We start from the raw sequence: 16,971 nt of genomic DNA, 5'->3' as shown, positions 1-16,971 counted from the left end.
CGGCGGGACGCCCCCGCCGGGTCCCCAGCGAGAACCGGAGCCGCGCCCCATGGGTGAGCAGAGCAAGATCATCTTTCCCCAGGAGGTCCTGGACGAGTACGCCGGCCTCGGCATCGACCTCACCACCCTGTTCTCCGCCGGGCACCTCGGCGCGCGCATGGGCCTGGAGGTCCTGGAGGCCTCCGCCGAGCGGGTCGTCGGCACCCTCCCCGTCGAGGGCAACACCCAGCCCTACGGCCTGCTGCACGGCGGCGCCTCCGCCGTGCTCGCCGAGACCCTGGGCTCCGTCGGCGCCATGCTCCACGGCGGCACCGGCAAGCTGGCCGTCGGCGTCGACCTGAACTGCACCCACCACCGGGGCGTCCGCTCCGGCCTCGTCACCGGAGTCGCCACCCCCGTCCACCGCGGCCGCACCACCGCGACCTACGAGACCGTCATCACCGACGAGGACGGCCGGAGGGTCTGCAGCGCGCGGCTCACCTGCCTGCTCAAGGACGCACCCGCCAGCTGACGCCGCACCCCGCCGCCGCCCCGGTCCCTCCCGCCGGCCGGGGCGCCGCACCCCCACCGCACACCCCGCCGCGGCGGCCGTCCGGCTCCCGGCCCCGGCTCCGGCCGTCCCGCACCCCGCACCCGGCGACGGCCGCTCCCCGCGCCGCGGGCCCCCGGCCCCCACGCACCGTGTCCGAAACGTCCGGTCCGCTCACACCGTCGTAACACAGCGTGATATTCGTGCCCGACGGTTTCCCGCCGGACCCGCCCGCGCCCCCACCCCACCGGCCCCTCCCCCGGCGGCGCGCACGATATGCGGACCCCACCCCGGCACCCCGCCGCCCCACCCCACGGCCGAACTGCGGAATCACCCCCTCCGGGCCGTCCGCTGCCCGAGCGGTCCCCCACCGGCAGCCCCCACGCCCCCCGCACCGGCCCCCGAAGACACACCGGGCATAACAAGAGCGTCACATCCTCTCCCGCCCTCTGCCGGGCCGTAGCTCATCCCCATATATTCACCGCCAGTTACCGCGCCGCCGGGTGCGACACCGCAATGCCCACCAAGCGCACTGCCCCCGCCCGGCAACGCACACGGCCCACTCAGGCGAGAAGGCCGCGCCAGGGGAAAGGACAGAACGTGCGTCAACGTTCCTTGCTCATCATCACCACCGCGGTCACCGCGGGGGCACTCACACTCACGGCCTGCGGTTCGCGCGACGACAGCGCGGGAGGCGGAGACGGCGGCAACACCACCGTCGTGATCGGCGTCGACGCCCCGCTCTCCGGCAAGCTCTCCGCCCTCGGCCAGGGCATCAAGAACTCCGCCGAACTGGCCATCAAGACCGCCAACAAGAACAAGGAAGTCGACGGCGTCACCTTCAAGATGCTGGCGCTCGACGACGTCGCCCAGCCCGGCACCGGCCAGCAGAACGCCAACCGCGTCATCGACAACAAGCAGGCCATCGCCGCCATCGGCCCGCTGAACTCCAACGTCGCCCCGCCGATGCAGAAGGCGTTCGACAACGCCGACATGGCGCTCATATCCCCCGCCAACACCGCCCCCGAACTCACCCAGGGCAAGGACTGGCGCAGCGGCAAGAAGGTCCGCCCCTTCAAGACCTACTTCCGCACCTCCACCACGGACGCCGTGCAGGGCCCCTACGCCGCCCAGTACATGTACGAGGAGAAGAAGCTCAAGAAGGTCTTCGTCATCGACGACAAGAAGACCTACGGAGCCGGCCTCGCGGGCACCTTCAAGGACGAGTTCGTCAAGCTCGGCGGCAAGGTCGTCGGCACCGACCACGTCAACCCCGAGGACACCGACTTCTCCGCCATCGCCACCAAGGTCAGCAACTCCGACGCCGACTTCGTCTACTACGGCGGCGAGTACCCGGCCGGCGCCCCCCTCTCCGACCAGATCAAGAAGGCCGGAGCCAAGATCCCCGTCGTCGGCGGCGACGCCCTCTTCAGCGGCGAGTACATCAAGCTCGCCAAGAAGAACGCCGAAGGCGACTTCGCCAGCTCCGTCGGCGCCCCCCTCGAAACCCTCGACACCGCCAAGGCCTTCATGAAGGACTACGAGGCCGCCGGCTACGACCTGCCCTACGAGGCCTACGGCGGCTACGCCTACGACAGCGTCTGGGCGATCATCCAGGCCGTCAAGGCCGTCGCCGAGAACAACGACGGCAAGCTCCCCGAGGACATGGACAAGGCCCGCAGCGAAGTCGTCAAGGCCGTCCAGGACGTCTCCTTCGAAGGCGTCAGCGGCGCCGTCGCCTTCGACGAATACGGCGACACCACCAACAAGCAGCTCTCCCTCTACGAGGTCAAGAACGGCGAGCACACCGTCGTCCAGACCGGCGAATACCAGGACTGACCCAGGGCACACCCGCCCGCCCGACGCTTCACCGCAGCTGCGCGGGGGCGCCACCAGCGCCCCCGCGCAGCCGTATCCACCACCCATACTCGGAGGCCCAGCGGTGCACGACCTGCCGCAGCAGCTTGCCAACGGCCTGATCCTCGGTGCGATGTACGGCTTGATCGCCATCGGGTACACCATGGTCTACGGCATAGTCCAGCTCATCAACTTCGCCCACGGCGAGATCTTCATGATCGGCGGATTCGGAGCCCTCACCGCCTGGCTCCTCCTCCCCGACGGCACCTCCATCGCCCTGGCCCTGCCGCTCATGCTCCTCATGGGCATGATGGCCTCCGTCCTCGTCGGAGTGGGGGCGGAACGGTTCGCCTACCGCCCACTGCGCGGCGGCCCCCGCCTGGCACCCCTCATCACCGCCATCGGCCTCTCCATCGCCCTCCAGCAGGCGATCTGGGCCTTCTACCCCGACGCCAAGAAGGCCCGCCCCTTCCCCCAGATCGGCGGCGGCCCCATCGACCTCGGGCCCTTCTCCGTCCAGCGCGGCGAACTCTTCCTCATCGCCGCAGCCCCCATCTGCATGATCACCCTGGCGCTCTTCGTCGCCAAGTCCCGCACCGGCCGCGCCATGCAGGCCACCTCGCAGGACCCCGACACCGCCAAGCTCATGGGCATCAACACCGACCGCATCATCGTCACCGCCTTCGCCATCGGCGCCGCCTTCGCCGCCATCGCCGCCATCGCCCACGGCCTCAAATACGGCCAGGTCGAATTCAAGATGGGCTTCATCGCCGGACTCAAAGCCTTCACCGCCGCCGTCCTCGGCGGCATCGGCAACATCTACGGCGCCATGATCGGCGGACTCGTCCTCGGCCTCTCCGAAGCCATGGCCACCGCCTACATCGAATTCATCCCCGGCATGGAACTCTTCGGCGGCGGCGCCTGGAAGGACGTATGGGCCTTCGTCCTCCTCATCCTCGTCCTGCTGCTACGGCCACAAGGCCTACTCGGCGAACGCGTCGCGGATCGGGCGTGATCACCATGACCACAACGCAGACCACCCCCGAGACCACCGCCCCGGCCACCACCCCGGGCGTCCTCACCCTCCCCACCGGCGCCGCCCGCATCGGCACCGCCGCCGGAGCCGCCCTCACCCTCGCGAGCACCTTCCTCGCCTGGACCTGGACCTCCGCCTTCCCCGGCAACCTCACCGTCACCGGCTACCCCGGCGGCCTCCAGGTCCTCACCCTCACCGGCTCCCTCCTCACCCTCCTCTTCCTCCTCTCCGGACACGGCATCCGCGGCCTCCGCTGGCTCACCCCCGGCGGCACCAACAGCCCCGTCCTCCTCCTCGCCCTCGGCACCCTCGCCACCACCTGGTACGCCGTCGCCGCCATCACCACCACCCTCGGCGGCCTCGTCAACCTGGAACCCGGCGGCTGGATCGCCGCCCTCGCCTCCCTCCTCACCGCCGCAGCCGCCCTCGGCCTCCCCGCCGACACCCCCGCCGGCCCCGGCCAACCCACCGCAACCCCCCTCCAGCGGCTCCGCCACGCCATGAAGGCACCCGCACCCGGCCGCGCCAAGGACCTCCCCTCCTGGGCCGAGATCCTCCTCATCGCCGCCGCCTTCGCGGTCCTCCTGTACGTCTTCACCTACGGCATCGCCACCGAATACGGCGAACTCTTCATCGGCTTCCTCCTCCTCACCGGCCTCGCCGTACCCGCCCTCTCCAAAGCCGGCCTCATCCGGCGCGTCAGCCGGCTCACCGCCCGGCACCGCAACATCTCCATCGCCTCCGCCTTCGTCGCCGCCGCCGCGTTCCCCTTCCTCCAGAGCGACAACCAGTTCACCTCCATCGCCGCGAACATCCTCATCTTCGCGACCGTCGCCCTCGGACTGAACGTCGTCGTCGGCCTCGCCGGCCTCCTCGACCTCGGCTACGTCGCCTTCCTCGGCGTCGGCGCCTACACCGCCGCCCTCGTCTCCGGCTCCCCCTTCTCCAGCATCGGCGTCCAATTCCCCTTCTGGGCCGCCGTCCTCACCGGAGCCCTCGTCTCCCTCGTCTTCGGCGTCCTCATCGGCGCCCCCACCCTCCGCCTCCGCGGCGACTACCTCGCCATCGTCACCCTCGGCTTCGGCGAGATCTTCCGCATCGGCATGCAGAACCTCGACGGCATCTCCGGACCCGCCATCACCAACGGCTCCACCGGCATCCCCCAGATCCCCGACCTCGAAATCCTCGGATTCAACTTCGGTGAGTCCCACAGCTTCCTCGGCTTCGACTTCACCCGGTCGGCCAACTACTTCTGGCTGATGCTGTTCTTCACCGTCATCGTCGTCTCCGTCTTCCGGCGCTCCGACTCCTCCCGGATCGGCCGCGCCTGGGTCGCCATCCGCGAAGACGAAACCGCCGCCCGCGCCATGGGCATCAACGCCTTCCGCTTCAAGCTCATCGCCTTCGCCCTCGGCGCCACCCTCGCCGGACTCGCCGGCACCGTCCAGGCACACGCCGTCTCCTCCATCGACCCCGAACAGTACAAATTCGTCGAAGCCGTACCACCCAACTCCGCCTTCCTCCTCGCCGCCGTCATCCTCGGCGGCATGGGAACCGTCGGCGGACCCCTCATCGGCGCCGCGCTCCTCTTCCTCATCCCGGCGAAACTCCAGTTCATCGGCGAATACCAGCTCCTCTTCTTCGGCCTCGCACTCGTCCTCCTCATGCGCTTCCGCCCCGAGGGCCTCGTCGCCGACCGCAGAAAGCAACTGGAATTCCACGAGACCGGACAACTCGACGTGCCCGACACAACGGCACTCACGGACACCAACGGAAACGGAAACGGCAGCACCGGCACCCCGGGCGGCACCGGCAACCGCACCGGCACGGGAAACAGCAACGGCAACGACACCCCACCCGGCGGCACCGCCGGCCTCGGCAAGGCGGAGGCCTGACGACATGACCACCGACACCACCACACCCGCCGCCCCCACCCCCGGCGCGGCCCCCACCACCCCCGTACTCGAAGCCACCGGCGTCACCATGCGCTTCGGCGGCCTCACCGCCGTCGACAACGTCGCCCTCACCGTCAACAGCGGCGAAATCGTCGGCCTCATCGGCCCCAACGGAGCCGGCAAAACCACCTTCTTCAACTGCCTCACCGGCCTCTACATCCCCACCGAGGGAACCGTGTCCTACAAGGGCACCGTCCTCCCCCACCGCTCCCACCTCGTCACCCAGGCCGGCATCGCCCGCACCTTCCAGAACATCCGCCTCTTCCCCAACATGACCGTCCTGGAGAACGTCCTCGTCGGCCGCCACACCCGCACCAAAGAAGGACTCTTCTCCGCCCTCATCCGCGGCCCCCGCTTCAAAAAAGCCGAACGCGAATCCGAAGCACGGGCCATGGAACTCCTCGAATTCACCGGCCTCGCCGCCAAACGCGACCACCTCGCCCGCAACCTCCCCTACGGCGAACAACGCAAGCTCGAAATCGCCCGCGCCCTCGCCAGCGACCCCGGACTCCTCCTCCTCGACGAACCCACAGCCGGCATGAACCCCCAAGAGACGATGGCCACCCAGGAACTCGTCTTCGCCGTCCGCGACCAGGGCATCGCCGTCCTCGTCATCGAGCACGACATGCGGTTCATCTTCAACCTCTGCGACCGCGTCGCCGTCCTCGTCCAGGGCAAAAAACTCGTCGAAGGCACCCCCTCCGTCGTCCAGAGCGACGAACGCGTCGTCGCCGCCTACCTCGGCACCCCCTACGAAGACGCCCCCGGCGCCGAAGAAGCCGCCGAAGTCGCAGCAGCCGAAGCACACGCCGGACACACCCCCACCACCGCAGCGGACACCCCGCAGGCGGACACCGACACACCGGGAACCGGCACCACCGGCACCACGGACGGAGCCGGCACCAAGGGAGAAGAACAGGCATGACCCCACTGCTCGAAGTCGAGGACCTGCGGGTCGCCTACGGCAAGATCGAAGCCGTCAAAGGAATCTCCTTCAGCGTCGAGGCCGGCCAGATCGTCACCCTCATCGGCACCAACGGCGCCGGCAAAACCACGACGCTGCGCACCCTCTCCGGACTGATCAAACCCCTCAGCGGCAAGATCATGTTCGACGGCAGGCCCCTCAACGGCATCCCCGCCCACAAAATCGTCGAACTGGGACTCGCCCACTCCCCCGAGGGACGCCACATCTTCCCCCGGCTCACCATCGCGGAAAACCTCCAACTCGGAGCCTTCCTCCGCCGCGACCCCGCCGGCATCGCCAAGGACATCGAACGCGCCTACGAGCGCTTCCCCATCCTCGGCGAACGCCGCAAACAACCCGCCGGCACCCTCTCCGGCGGCGAACAGCAAATGCTCGCCATGGGCCGCGCCCTCATGTCCCAGCCCAAACTGCTCATGCTGGACGAACCCTCCATGGGCCTCTCCCCCATCATGATGCAGAAGATCATGGAAACCATCAGCGAGCTCAAAGCACAGGGCACCACCATCCTGCTCGTCGAACAGAACGCCCAGGCCGCCCTCTCCCTCGCCGACCACGGCCACGTCATGGAAATCGGCAAGATCGTCCTCTCCGGCACCGGACAGGACCTCCTCGTCGACGAATCCGTCCGCAAGGCCTACCTCGGCGAGGACTGAACCCGCAGAACCCGCACCACACCCGGCACCACACACCGAAGGGGCCCGCGACCGAACCGGCCGCGGGCCCCTTCACCGTCCACCATCCCCCGCCCCGCACGGCACACGGCCGCACGGACACACTCAACCCTCCTGCTGCTGCCGCCTCTTCTCCTCGGCATCCTCAATAATCGCCTCCGCCACCTGCTGCATCGACAACCGGCGATCCATCGACGTCTTCTGAATCCACCGGAACGCCGCCGGCTCCGTCAGCCCGTACTGCGTCTGCAGAACGCTCTTCGCCCGGTCCACCAGCTTCCGCGTCTCCAACCGCTGCGTCAGATCCGCGACCTCCGACTCCAGCGCCTTCAACTGCGTGAACCGCGACACCGCCATCTCGATCGCCGGCACCACATCACTCTTGCTGAACGGCTTCACCAGATACGCCATCGCACCCGCGTCCCGCGCCCGCTCCACCAGCTCACGCTGCGAGAACGCCGTCAGCATCAGCACCGGCGCGATACTCTCCGCCGCGATCTGCTCCGCCGCCGAGATCCCGTCCAGCACCGGCATCTTCACATCGAGAATGACCAGATCGGGCCGGTGTTCACGGGCCAGCTCCACGGCCTTCTGCCCGTCCCCGGCCTCCCCCACGACCGAGTAGCCCTCTTCCTCCAGCATCTCCTTGAGATCCAGACGGATCAGAGCCTCGTCCTCGGCGATGACCACGCGGGTCGTCGTCGGGGGGACGTGCGACTGCTCGTCGGCAACGGGCTGCTCGGGCTCGGCGGCGCTCACGGGTCTCCTCGTTCCAGGCAGGTAGTGCTCCCTGAGCCTACCTAGCTCCTGTATGTTTGAGTCACAGCAGGGCAGCGCTATCCTTGCTTTCGAAGGAAGCCCCGGTAGCCCAGTGGTTAGAGGCGCGACGCTCAAACCGTCGACAGCGTGGGTTCGAATCCCACCCGGGGCACTTGCCTTCATTTCTAAGGTTGCCAACGGTTCGGCGATCTTCACTCTTGCGGGTGGACAGACCTTCGATTCCCCATCTGCCCGGGCAAACCGCATCAAGCTCTCGGCGTGTACGACGTCGACACGCGCCGGTCCGCCCTCACTCTCATCAACCAGGGATGCCCCCTTTCCGAGGTCAGCAGACGGACGGGAGTGTCCCGCTCCGCACTGCGCAGTTGGCGAGTTCGCCTGCTCCCACTCCCTCGCGCATCTCCGGAGAACGGCTGTCCGCGGTGTACGCCGGAGCAGCGCGATCTGGCGGCACCTGAGGCCTATGCGTATCTCCTCGGCCTCTACCTCGGTGACGGCTGCATCAGCTCGCACCCCAAGACCGGCGGCCATTACCTGCGTATCGCCTGCTCCGACGCATGGCCGGGCCTGATTGAGGAGTGCCGGAATGCGATGACGGCCGTGCTCCCGGGACGGAGCACCTATCTCGCGCAGAAGCAGGGGTGCGCCATGGTCACCAGTTACAGCAAGCACTGGGTCTGCCTTTTCCCACAGCACGGCCCGGGCAAAAAGCACAACCGTCTCATCGCCCTCGAAGCATGGCAACAAGAGATCGTCGACGCATACCCCTGGGATTTTCTGCGCGGGCTGGTGCATTCCGATGGGTGCCGGGTCACCAACTGGACCACCAAAGTCGTGCGCGGCGAGCGGAAGCGGTACGAATACCCCCGGTATTTCTTCACCAATAAATCCGACGACATCCGCCGGATCTACACCGGCACCCTGGACAAACTCGGGATCACCTGGACCCACTGCACCCGGGGCGGGAAGCCGTTCAACATCTCCGTCGCCCGGCGGGCCGATGTGGCGCGCCTGGACGAGCACATCGGCCCGAAGCACTGAGCCGTGCCGCCGGTCGTCGCGTCCGTCCCCGTTCTCGTCCCCCTCCGAGGCCGCGCGCGTCGCTCCGCGTCGCGTCACGCCGTAGCGGCGGCGTCCTCGCCGATGCGGTGGACGCGGACCAGGTTCGTGGTGCCGGGGATGCCGGGCGGGGAGCCGGCGGTGATGACGACGATGTCGCCTTTCCGGCAGCGGCCGATGCGCAGCAGTTCCGCGTCCACTTGGGCGATCATCTCGTCGGTGGAGTGGGCTTCGGGGCTGAGGAAGGTTTCGACGCCCCAGGTGAGGCTGAGTTGGGCGCGGGTGGCGGGGTCGGGGGTGAAGGCGAGGAGGGGGATGGGTGAGCGGTAGCGGGAGAGGCGGCGGGCGGTGTCGCCGGATTGGGTGCAGGCGACGAGGTGGGTGGCGCCGAGGAAGTCGCCGAGTTCGGCGGCGGCGCGGGCGACGGAGCCGGCTTGGGTGCGGGGTTTGTGGGTGGTGACGAGGGGTGGGAGGCCTTGGGCGAGGAGGTCTTCTTCGGCGGCTTCGATGATGCGGGACATGGTGCGGACGGTTTGGAAGGGGTATTTGCCGACGCTGGTTTCGCCGGAGAGCATGACGGCGTCGGTGCCGTCCATGACGGCGTTGGCGACGTCGCTGGCTTCGGCGCGGGTGGGGCGTGAGGCGTCGACCATGGAGTCGAGCATCTGGGTGGCGACGATGACGGGTTTGGCGTTGCGCCGGGTGAGTTTGACGGCGCGTTTCTGGACCATGGGGACGGTTTCGAGGGGCATTTCGACGCCGAGGTCGCCGCGGGCGACCATGATGCCGTCGAAGGCGGCGACGATTTCTTCGAGGTTGCGGACGGCCTGGGGTTTTTCGATTTTGGCGATGACGGGGAGGCGGCGGCCTTCTTCTTTCATGACGCGGTGGACGTCGTCGGCGTCGCGGGCGTTGCGGACGAAGGAGAGGGCGATGGCGTCGGCGCCGGTGCGGAGGGCCCAGCGGAGGTCTTCGATGTCTTTGGTGGAGAGGGCGGGGACGGAGACGGCGACTCCGGGGAGGTTGAGTCCTTTGTGGTCGGAGATGAGGCCGCCTTCGATGACGATGGTGTGGACGCGGGGTCCTTCGACGTTGGTGACTTCGAGGGTGACGCGGCCGTCGTCGACGAGGATGCGTTCGCCGCGGCTGACGTCGGCGGCGAGTCCGGTGTAGGTGGTGGAGCTGGTGTGGCGGTCGCCTTCGATGTTTTCGGTGGTGATGGTGAATTCGTCGCCGCGTTCGAGGAGGACGGGGCCTTCGTGGAAGCGGCCGAGGCGGATTTTGGGGCCTTGGAGGTCTGCGAGGATTCCGACGCTGCGTCCGGTTTCGTCGGCTGCTTTGCGGATGTGGTGGTAGCGGTTTTCGTGTTCGGCGTAGGTGCCGTGGCTGAGGTTGAGGCGGGCCACGTTCATTCCGGCGTCGATGAGTGCCTTGATCTGGTCGTACGAGTCCGTGGCGGGGCCCAGTGTGCAGACGATTTTCGCTCGGCGCATGGGGTCGACCTTATGACGTACCGGTGGGTAGCGATTTGGGTTGGGGTGACGGGCCGTCAAGCGTTGGGTGAAGGGCTGTTGACGGTTCGCTGAAAGTGCGGGGTGGTGCTCCGATGAGCGCTTTCGGGGCGGTCGCGGATCATCAGGAGGGCTTTTTTGCCGGGGAGGTCGAGTTCTCCGGCGGGGTGGAATCCGGCGCGCCGGAAGGCGTGGATGGAGCGGGTGTTGCGGGTGTCGGGTTCGGCGAGGACGCGGGTGGCCAGGGGGTCGGTGGCGAGTTGGTGGTCGGAGACGGCGCGGATGAGCTGGGGGCCGAGGCCGCGGCCGCGGTAGTGGGGTGGGCCGAGGAGGAGGTGGAGGCCGGCGTCGTGGGGTCGTGCGGGGTAGTGGCGGGCGAGGGGGTCGAGGTCGGCGCGGTAGAGCTCCCAGTAGCTCATGGGGGTGTTGTCGAGGTGGCCGATGAGGGGGGTGGAGTGGCTGTGGGGGGTGAGGAGTTGTTCGAGGTGGGCGCGGACGGCGTGGGCGGGTTGGTGGAGTTCGGGCCAGTGGGGGGCGGTGTCGGGGTCGTGGCCCCAGGTGTGGAGGAGGGGGGTGTGGGTGTCGGGGTGGGCGGGGTGGAGGGTGAAGTGGCCTGCGGGGAGGCGGGTGGTGAGGAGGGGTGGCCGGGGGGTGTGGTGGGTCGTCACTGGTTCACCGTCCTCTCCGCGGGCGTCGGTCGGGCGCTGTCATCGGCGTGCTTCGGCGATGGGGTTGGGGATGTCGACGTAGACGGATTGGGCTTCGAGGGGGCCGATGAGTTCGTCCATGCCGCGGATGCGGGTGAGGAGGTTGGCTTTGCAGCGGAGGGTGGGGGCTTCGCGGAGGGTGGTGGCGAGGGTGAGGCGGTCGCCGTGTTGGGCGGCGAGGGCGGCGAGGTGGCGGTCGGTGTCGGCGAGGAGGTCGGTTTCGTCGGCGAGGCCTTGGGAGCCGAGGGCGCCGATGGTGCCGAGGATGTTGTTGATGCCGATGTAGTAGCCGAGGCGTTCGTCGATGACGGTGTCGTCGACGTAGGTGCCGAGGTCGCGGCCGGCGCCGGGGATCCATTGGTGGAGGGCGTGGCTGCGGGCGGGTGAGAAGTAGTAGCCCTGGTTGTCGCGGTAGTGGCCGCCGGTGGGCCAGCCGTCGGTGTCGAGGGTGACGAGGGTGTTCTGCTGGTGGGCTTCGAGGCCGAGTCCGTAGGTGGCGTGGAGCCAGAGGAGGGGGGTGATGACGGTGTCGAGGTAGCGGGTGAACCAGGTGCGGGTGGTGCGGGGGGTGCTGTGGCCGGTGCGGTGGGCGAGGTGCTGGATGTGGGTGGCGAGGCGGCTGCGGTGGTCGGGTTGGTCGGGGCGTTCGGCGAGGAGGCCGGCGAGGCAGCCGGTGGTGGTGCGGGGGGTGCGGGGTGGGGTGGGGGTGCCGGTGCGGAAGGGGTTGTCGCGGATGACGGCGTCGAGGCCGGTGGGGGTGGTGGCGCCGGGGGTGTCGACGGCGAGCCAGGCGGGGTCGCGGACGATGTGGAAGTGGGGGTGGGTGGTGTGGAGGGCGTGGGCGAGGCCGGCGTCGAGGAGGCGGTGGACGGCGAGGCCGCGGCGGAGTTCGGTGCGGTTGTTCTCGCGGCGTGAGTTGGTGATGCGGATGCCGAGGGAGAGTTTGAGCATGACGGGGGCGTCGGCGCGGTAGAGGGTGCGGACGGAGGAGGTGGGGGTCCAGTGGGGGCCGGAGGGGCCGAGGTCGTGGAGGTGTCCGTCGTCGAGGAGGGTGCGGACGGCGGGGCGGTGGAGGAGGTCTTGTGCTTGCCAGGGGTGGGCGGGGACGAGGCTGGTGCCGGGGGGTGTGGTGGGGTGGCCGGCGAGTTCGGCGAGGAGGTTCTGGAGGGGGCGGTCGAGGGCGGTGTCGCTGTGGAGGACGGCGGGGTCGGCGGCGAACCAGTGGAGGGGGAAGTGTCCGTGGGCTTCGGGTGAGTAGCGGGCGGCTTCGTTGTCGCTGAGTCCTTCGCGGCTTTTGGGGGTGGGGTGGAGGGGGTGGCCGGTGACGAGGGCTTGTTCGGCGTCGATGAAGGGGGTGGTGGGGGTGTGGGTGGTGTGGGGGCGGGTGCGGAGGAATTGTTCGATGCGGTGGGCGGAGTCGGTGACGCGGCTGGTGAGGTCGGTGACGGAGGTGGGGTCTCCGGCGGCGATCTCGATGCCGAGGAGGGAGGCGATGAGGGGGGCGGGGGCTTTGGTGCCGGTGCGGAGGCGGGCGCGGCCGAAGCGGTGGTGGCCGGTGGGTGACCAGTGGATGACGGGGGTTTCGAGGGTGATGCCGGAGGCGGGGAGGCGGAGGCGGAGGATGCCGTCGGTGGGTCTGGGGGTGCCGGTTTCGCGGATCCAGCAGCGGAGGAGGTTGCCGGTGGTGATGGCGTCGGCGATGGCCGCGGGGTCGCCGGGCCGGTGGTGTCCGGTGGCGGCGCGGGCGGGAAGCGTCATGCTCATCGGTTCTCTTTCTGTCCGGAGGCCGCTGTGCCGGCCGGGCCGCCGGTGCCCGGGTGGGGCCGGTGGTCCGCGGTGGGTGGTGCGGTCGGGCCTTGTCAGTGTGGGGGGTGGTCCGGGTGTGGCGTCGGGGACGTCGCACCGTGGGTGAGAAGTCGGTGGCTGCCGCTGGTGTGGGGGGCGGGGGCAGGTGGGTCAGGGGGTGGTGTGGGCGATGGTGTCGGCGAGGGCCTCCAGGTCGGTGGTGCGGGTGTCGGGGTGGAGCAGGGTGGCTTTGAGCCAGAGCCGGACGCGGCCGTCGGTGTCCTGGGCGCGGGCGCGGCCGATGACGGCGCGTCCGGCGGTGAGGAGGCGGCGGCGGACGTCGGCGACGTGGGCGTCACCGGCTTCTTCGCCTTCGGTTGCGGCGAGTTCGTCGGCGGCGGTGGGGCGGAGGAGGACGGTGCTGATGCCGATGGGGCCGGGGCGGCGGCGGAGTGCGGGGTGGCGGTCGGTGATGGCGGCGAGTTGTTCGGCTGAGGTGACGCAGTGTTCGACGAGGTGGGCGAGGCCGGTGCGGCCGAGGGCGCGGAGGGTGACGGCGATTTTGAAGGCGTCGGGGCGGCGGGTGGTGCGGATGGAGCGGCCGAGGAGGTCGGGGAGGCCGGCTTCGGTGTCGTCGTCGGCGTTGAGGTAGTCGGTCCGGTGGGTGAGGGGTTCGAGTTCGGTGGTGTCGCGGACGGCGAGGAGTCCGGCGGCGACGGGCTGCCAGCCGAGTTTGTGCAGGTCGAGGGTGACGCTGATGGCGTTGTCGATGCCGTCGAGGCGGTGGCGGAGGGTGTCGCTGAAGAGGAGGGGGCCTCCGTAGGCGGCGTCGATGTGGAGTTCGGCGCCGTAGGTGGTGGCGATGCGGGCGAGTTGGGGCAGGGGGTCGATGAGTCCTTCGTCGGTGGTGCCGGCGGTGGCGATGACGAGGGCGGGTCCCGCGGTGGTGGCGAGTGCGCGGTCGAGGGCCGCGGGGATGACGCGGCCGGCGTGGCAGGCGACGGTGACGGGGGTGGGGAGGCCGAGGAGCCATGCGGCGCGGTGGATGCTGTGGTGGGCGTTGGTTCCGCAGACGACCTGGACGGTGCGGGCGCCGGCGGCGCGGGCGCGTTCGCGGGCGAGGAGGAGGGCGACGAGGTTGGACTCGGTGCCGCCGCTGGTGACGAGGGCGTCGGGTTGGGGGCTGCGGGGGTGGACGAGGGCGGCGAGGGCGCGGGTGATGCCGGTTTCGAGGGCGGTGGCGGCGGGGGCCTGGTCCCAGGAGTCCATGGAGGGGTTGAGGGCGGTGGCGGCGAGGTCGGCGGCCACGGCGACGGCCAGTGGGGGGCAGTGGAGGTGGGCGGCGCAGTGGGGGTCGGCGGGGTCGGCGGCGCCTTCGGCGAGGGCGTGGACGAGGGTGCGGAGGGCTTCGTGGGGGCCCGTGCCGTGTTCGGGGAGGGCGGGGTCGAGGGTGGTGCGGAGCCGGTCGGTGACGATTTTGGGGCCGCCGGCGGGGAGGGGTCCGCTGCGGGCGTGGCTGCCGGTGCGGAGGGCGTCGAGGACGGTGTGGAGGAGGGGTTCGAGGGTGGTGGGTCCGTGGGTGCCGCCGGCGAGGCCGGCCGGTGGCGGTGTGGGGGCGGTGTCCGGGGGCGCGGTGGGGGCGTTCGCGGGCGCGGGGGCGTTCGGGGGCGCGGGGGCGTCGTTCCGCGGCGTGGCGCGGTGGCCGGCCGGTGGTGTGGCGGGGCCGGTGCGGTGCGGGGGGCGGGAGGCGCCGAGCGACATGGAGGAGCCCTTTGGTCGAGGTATGGAGGCACACGAACCAGTGGGGTGCCCCGGTCTCGGGCGGGGTGTGCCTCATACTCCTCTACACGCTTCCCGGTCGTACCGGGTTCATCGCAGGACCGAGCAGAACGGGCCAACTCCCATAAAATCGCAGTGTGTTGAGTTGTGATTACGGAGTGCGTGGCGTTTCGGTACGAGGGTGATGGGGCGGGTGTCGTGTTGACGGGGGCGTGGTGCGGGGGTGCCGGCCGGCGGCGGGACGGGGCGCGTGTCCGGGGGTGCGGTGGGATGGCGGGGGTGCGGGGTGCCGTGGCGCCGGGGATGCGGGGTCGGGGCGGTGGTGGTATGGGGCGTACGGGGGCGTTCCGGGCCGGTGGTCCGGCGGGCGGTGGTGCCGGTGGTGCCGTCCGGGCGTGAAACGGGTGGGGCTGGGTACCTCTGCGGTGCGTCCCGCCCTGTCCCGTCCGTTCCGCCGTCCCGGCCCCGATGTGCCGGTCTTCCCGGCCGTGACCGCGGCCGCAGCCGTACCGTCCCCGTCTCCCCGTTCCGCAGGAGTGCCCGTTGATGACTGATCCCGGGTATCCGTCCGGCGACGCCGAGTACCGTCCGCTGCCCGGCGAGGAACTGCTGCACGCGATGTTCTACGGGCTGGACGCCGGCGTCTGGGTGATGGATTCCGGCGGGCGCATCCTGGTGGTGAATCCGCGGGGTGCGGAGATCGTCCGGATGCCGCCGGAGCGGTTCATCGGTGCGGACGCGCACGATCTGCTGCACCGGGAGGCGGACGGCAGTCAGCAGCCGCGTTCCCGGTGCCCGCTGCTGGCGGCGATGGCGGAGGGTCTGCCGACGAGGACGCAGGGTGCCTGGTTCCGGCGCGGTGACGGTTCGCTGCTGCGGGTGGGGTGGCTGCTGGCCCCGTATCTGGTGGGGGGTGAGCAGGCCGGCGCGGTGGTGACGTTCTTCGACCTCTCCGCGCAGGAGGAGGAGGCGCGGCGTCGGGACGCCCATCTGGCGGCGCTGCGCAAGCGCGCGGAGCGGCTGTCGCTGGTGTCGGAGGTGACGACGGTCCTGACCTCGACGCTGGATGTGCGGGAGGCGCTGCGGCGGCTGGTGCGGCTGGTGGCGCCCCGGCTGGCGGACTGGGCGGTGGTGGATCTGCTGGGCGAGCAGGAGGAGGTGCTGCGGGTCGCGGTGGTGCACCACGAGAACGGCCGGCATGTGAACGTCACGGAGCTGGAGGGGCGGCTGCCGGATCAGCTGTCGTGGGATTCGCGCTCGCCGCTGCAGCGGGTGCTGCGGGGTGCTCCGTCGCTGATCGCCGGCCCGGAGGACTACACGGGTGTGCCGGATTCGGCCATTCAGCGGGTGCAGGGTGATCTGTTCCGGTTCACCGGGATCCACTCGGCGGTGATGGCCCCGCTGCGCGGCGGCCGGGGTGTGCTGGGGGCGTTGACGCTGGGCCGGGCGGATCAGGAACAGCCGTTCGACCGGGAGGATCTGGAGCTGATCGACGACATCGCGCGGCGGGCCGGTCTGGCGGTGGACAACGCGCAGCTGTACGACCGGCAGCGGCGGGTGTCGGAGACGATGCAGCTGCATCTGCTGACGCCGCTGCCCCGGGTGGAGGGTCTGGAGATGGCGGCCCGCTATCTGCCGGCCCCGCAGGGTTCGCAGGTGGGCGGTGACTGGTACGACGCGTTCGTCATGCCGGACGGGGCGACGACGCTGGTGATCGGGGATGTGATCGGGCACGACCTGCAGGCGGCGGCGAGCATGTCGCAGGTGCGGAACATGCTGCGCGCGTTCGTCTGGGACCAGCGGGAGGTGCCGAGTCTGATCATCGACCGGCTGGACAGTGCGCTGGTGCACATCAGTGATGTGCCGATGGCGACTCTGGTGCTGTGCCGGCTGGAGGGCGGGGGCGGTGAGCCGTGGGTGGTGCGGTGGTCCAACGCCGGGCATCCGCCGCCGCTGGTGATCGAGCCGGACGGGGAGGCCCGTTTCCTGTGGGAGGGGCACGGCATGCTGCTGGGCACGGAGGCGAGTCCGCCGCGGGTGGACTCGGCGGTGACGCTGGCGCCGGACACCACGTTCGTGCTGTACACGGACGGGCTGGTGGAGGCTCCGGGGCAGTCGCTGGACACGGGTCTGGAGCGGCTGCGGCAGCGGGCGGCGGGGCTGGTGGGACGGCCGCTGGGCGAGTTCTGCGACCGGCTGCTGGTGGAGGTGGCGCCGGAGGAGTCGGCGGACGACATCGCGCTGCTGGTGGTGCGGGTGCCGTAGCAACGGGGGCGCCGGTTGCCGGTGGCGCGGGTGGTGCCGGCGGCGCGGGTGC

Annotated in this window: 13 protein-coding genes and 1 tRNA gene; 9 read left to right on the top strand and 5 right to left on the bottom strand. The window is 70.1% G+C overall.

The genetic code is table 11. The annotated features are described in order from the left end of the window. Window positions 1-49 precede the first annotated feature (49 nt). From LIX60_RS25155 to LIX60_RS25130, 6 genes are all read left to right on the top strand, one after another. Window positions 50-511: a PaaI family thioesterase gene (locus LIX60_RS25155; protein WP_019709536.1), complete on the top strand. Its 462-nt coding sequence runs from the start codon at window positions 50-52 to the stop codon at window positions 509-511. Window positions 512-1,129: 618 nt separating this feature from the next. Continuing rightward, on the top strand, window positions 1,130-2,368 hold the full coding sequence (locus LIX60_RS25150) for a branched-chain amino acid ABC transporter substrate-binding protein (protein WP_227960845.1): 1,239 nt from the start codon (window positions 1,130-1,132) through the stop codon (window positions 2,366-2,368). A 103-nt stretch (window positions 2,369-2,471) separates the two neighbouring features. Continuing rightward, window positions 2,472-3,401 carry a branched-chain amino acid ABC transporter permease gene (locus tag LIX60_RS25145; protein WP_019709534.1) on the top strand — a complete coding sequence of 310 codons (930 nt, stop codon included), beginning with the start codon at window positions 2,472-2,474 and terminating at the stop codon, window positions 3,399-3,401. Window positions 3,402-3,406: 5 nt separating this feature from the next. Continuing rightward, window positions 3,407-5,317, top strand: coding sequence for a branched-chain amino acid ABC transporter permease (locus tag LIX60_RS25140; protein ID WP_227960843.1), 1,911 nt, complete (start codon window positions 3,407-3,409; stop codon window positions 5,315-5,317). Window positions 5,318-5,321: 4 nt separating this feature from the next. Then, window positions 5,322-6,302, top strand: coding sequence for an ABC transporter ATP-binding protein (locus LIX60_RS25135; protein WP_227960841.1), 981 nt, complete (start codon window positions 5,322-5,324; stop codon window positions 6,300-6,302). Further along, window positions 6,299-7,015 carry an ABC transporter ATP-binding protein gene (locus tag LIX60_RS25130; protein WP_019709531.1) on the top strand — a complete coding sequence of 239 codons (717 nt, stop codon included), beginning with the start codon at window positions 6,299-6,301 and terminating at the stop codon, window positions 7,013-7,015. The genes LIX60_RS25135 and LIX60_RS25130 overlap by 4 nt, the downstream gene beginning before the upstream one ends. A 123-nt stretch (window positions 7,016-7,138) precedes the next feature. Here the strand turns inward: LIX60_RS25130 and LIX60_RS25125 are convergent, their stop codons facing one another. Beyond that, the gene (locus tag LIX60_RS25125; RefSeq protein ID WP_125626969.1) at window positions 7,139-7,792 is read right to left on the bottom strand and encodes an ANTAR domain-containing response regulator; all 654 of its coding nucleotides are present in this window, start codon (window positions 7,790-7,792) and stop codon (window positions 7,139-7,141) included. Window positions 7,793-7,890: 98 nt separating this feature from the next. Here LIX60_RS25125 and LIX60_RS25120 point away from each other — a divergent pair. Together LIX60_RS25120 and LIX60_RS25115 are read left to right on the top strand one after the other, a co-directional pair. Further along, window positions 7,891-7,964: transfer RNA gene (locus LIX60_RS25120), tRNA-Leu, on the top strand. Between the two features lie 107 nt (window positions 7,965-8,071). Further along, window positions 8,072-8,854, top strand: coding sequence for an LAGLIDADG family homing endonuclease (locus tag LIX60_RS25115; protein ID WP_227960839.1), 783 nt, complete (start codon window positions 8,072-8,074; stop codon window positions 8,852-8,854). 74 nt (window positions 8,855-8,928) lie between these two features. On the opposite strand, the gene pyk is transcribed toward LIX60_RS25115, so the two are convergent. The 4 genes from pyk to LIX60_RS25095 form a co-directional block, all read right to left on the bottom strand. Continuing rightward, complete coding sequence (gene pyk / locus LIX60_RS25110; RefSeq protein ID WP_227960836.1) at window positions 8,929-10,365, bottom strand: pyruvate kinase; 1,437 nt, start codon at window positions 10,363-10,365, stop codon at window positions 8,929-8,931. Between the two features lie 56 nt (window positions 10,366-10,421). After that, window positions 10,422-11,051: a GNAT family N-acetyltransferase gene (locus LIX60_RS25105; protein WP_227960834.1), complete on the bottom strand. Its 630-nt coding sequence runs from the start codon at window positions 11,049-11,051 to the stop codon at window positions 10,422-10,424. Window positions 11,052-11,090: 39 nt separating this feature from the next. Further along, the gene (locus LIX60_RS25100; protein ID WP_227960832.1) at window positions 11,091-12,854 is read right to left on the bottom strand and encodes an IucA/IucC family siderophore biosynthesis protein; all 1,764 of its coding nucleotides are present in this window, start codon (window positions 12,852-12,854) and stop codon (window positions 11,091-11,093) included. A gap of 192 nt (window positions 12,855-13,046) precedes the next feature. Beyond that, complete coding sequence (locus LIX60_RS25095; protein ID WP_227960830.1) at window positions 13,047-14,636, bottom strand: aminotransferase class V-fold PLP-dependent enzyme; 1,590 nt, start codon at window positions 14,634-14,636, stop codon at window positions 13,047-13,049. A 564-nt stretch (window positions 14,637-15,200) separates the two neighbouring features. On the opposite strand from LIX60_RS25095, the gene LIX60_RS25090 reads away from it, so the two are divergent. Continuing rightward, window positions 15,201-16,919, top strand: a complete 1,719-nt coding sequence (locus LIX60_RS25090) for a SpoIIE family protein phosphatase (protein ID WP_265584927.1) — start codon at window positions 15,201-15,203, stop codon at window positions 16,917-16,919. The last annotated feature ends 52 nt before the right edge of the window (window positions 16,920-16,971 follow it).

Origin of the sequence: Streptomyces sp. S07_1.15 (genome assembly GCF_020739505.1) — a bacterium.
GTDB classification, from domain to species: domain Bacteria; phylum Actinomycetota; class Actinomycetes; order Streptomycetales; family Streptomycetaceae; genus Streptomyces; species Streptomyces xinghaiensis.
This window is presented reverse-complemented; position numbering and strand designations above follow the sequence as displayed.

Excerpts from the sequence above, each read along its gene's own strand:
- LIX60_RS25090 (WP_265584927.1), top strand. The coding sequence starts at position 15,201 with ATGACTGATCCCGGGTATCCGTCCGGCGACGCCGAGTACCGTCCGCTG.
- LIX60_RS25130 (WP_019709531.1), top strand. The coding sequence starts at position 6,299 with ATGACCCCACTGCTCGAAGTCGAGGACCTGCGGGTCGCCTACGGCAAG.
- LIX60_RS25095 (WP_227960830.1), bottom strand. The coding sequence starts at position 14,636 with ATGTCGCTCGGCGCCTCCCGCCCCCCGCACCGCACCGGCCCCGCCACA.
- LIX60_RS25155 (WP_019709536.1), top strand. The coding sequence starts at position 50 with ATGGGTGAGCAGAGCAAGATCATCTTTCCCCAGGAGGTCCTGGACGAG.
- pyk (WP_227960836.1), bottom strand. The coding sequence starts at position 10,365 with ATGCGCCGAGCGAAAATCGTCTGCACACTGGGCCCCGCCACGGACTCG.
- LIX60_RS25140 (WP_227960843.1), top strand. The coding sequence starts at position 3,407 with ATGACCACAACGCAGACCACCCCCGAGACCACCGCCCCGGCCACCACC.
- LIX60_RS25100 (WP_227960832.1), bottom strand. The coding sequence starts at position 12,854 with ATGAGCATGACGCTTCCCGCCCGCGCCGCCACCGGACACCACCGGCCC.
- LIX60_RS25135 (WP_227960841.1), top strand. The coding sequence starts at position 5,322 with ATGACCACCGACACCACCACACCCGCCGCCCCCACCCCCGGCGCGGCC.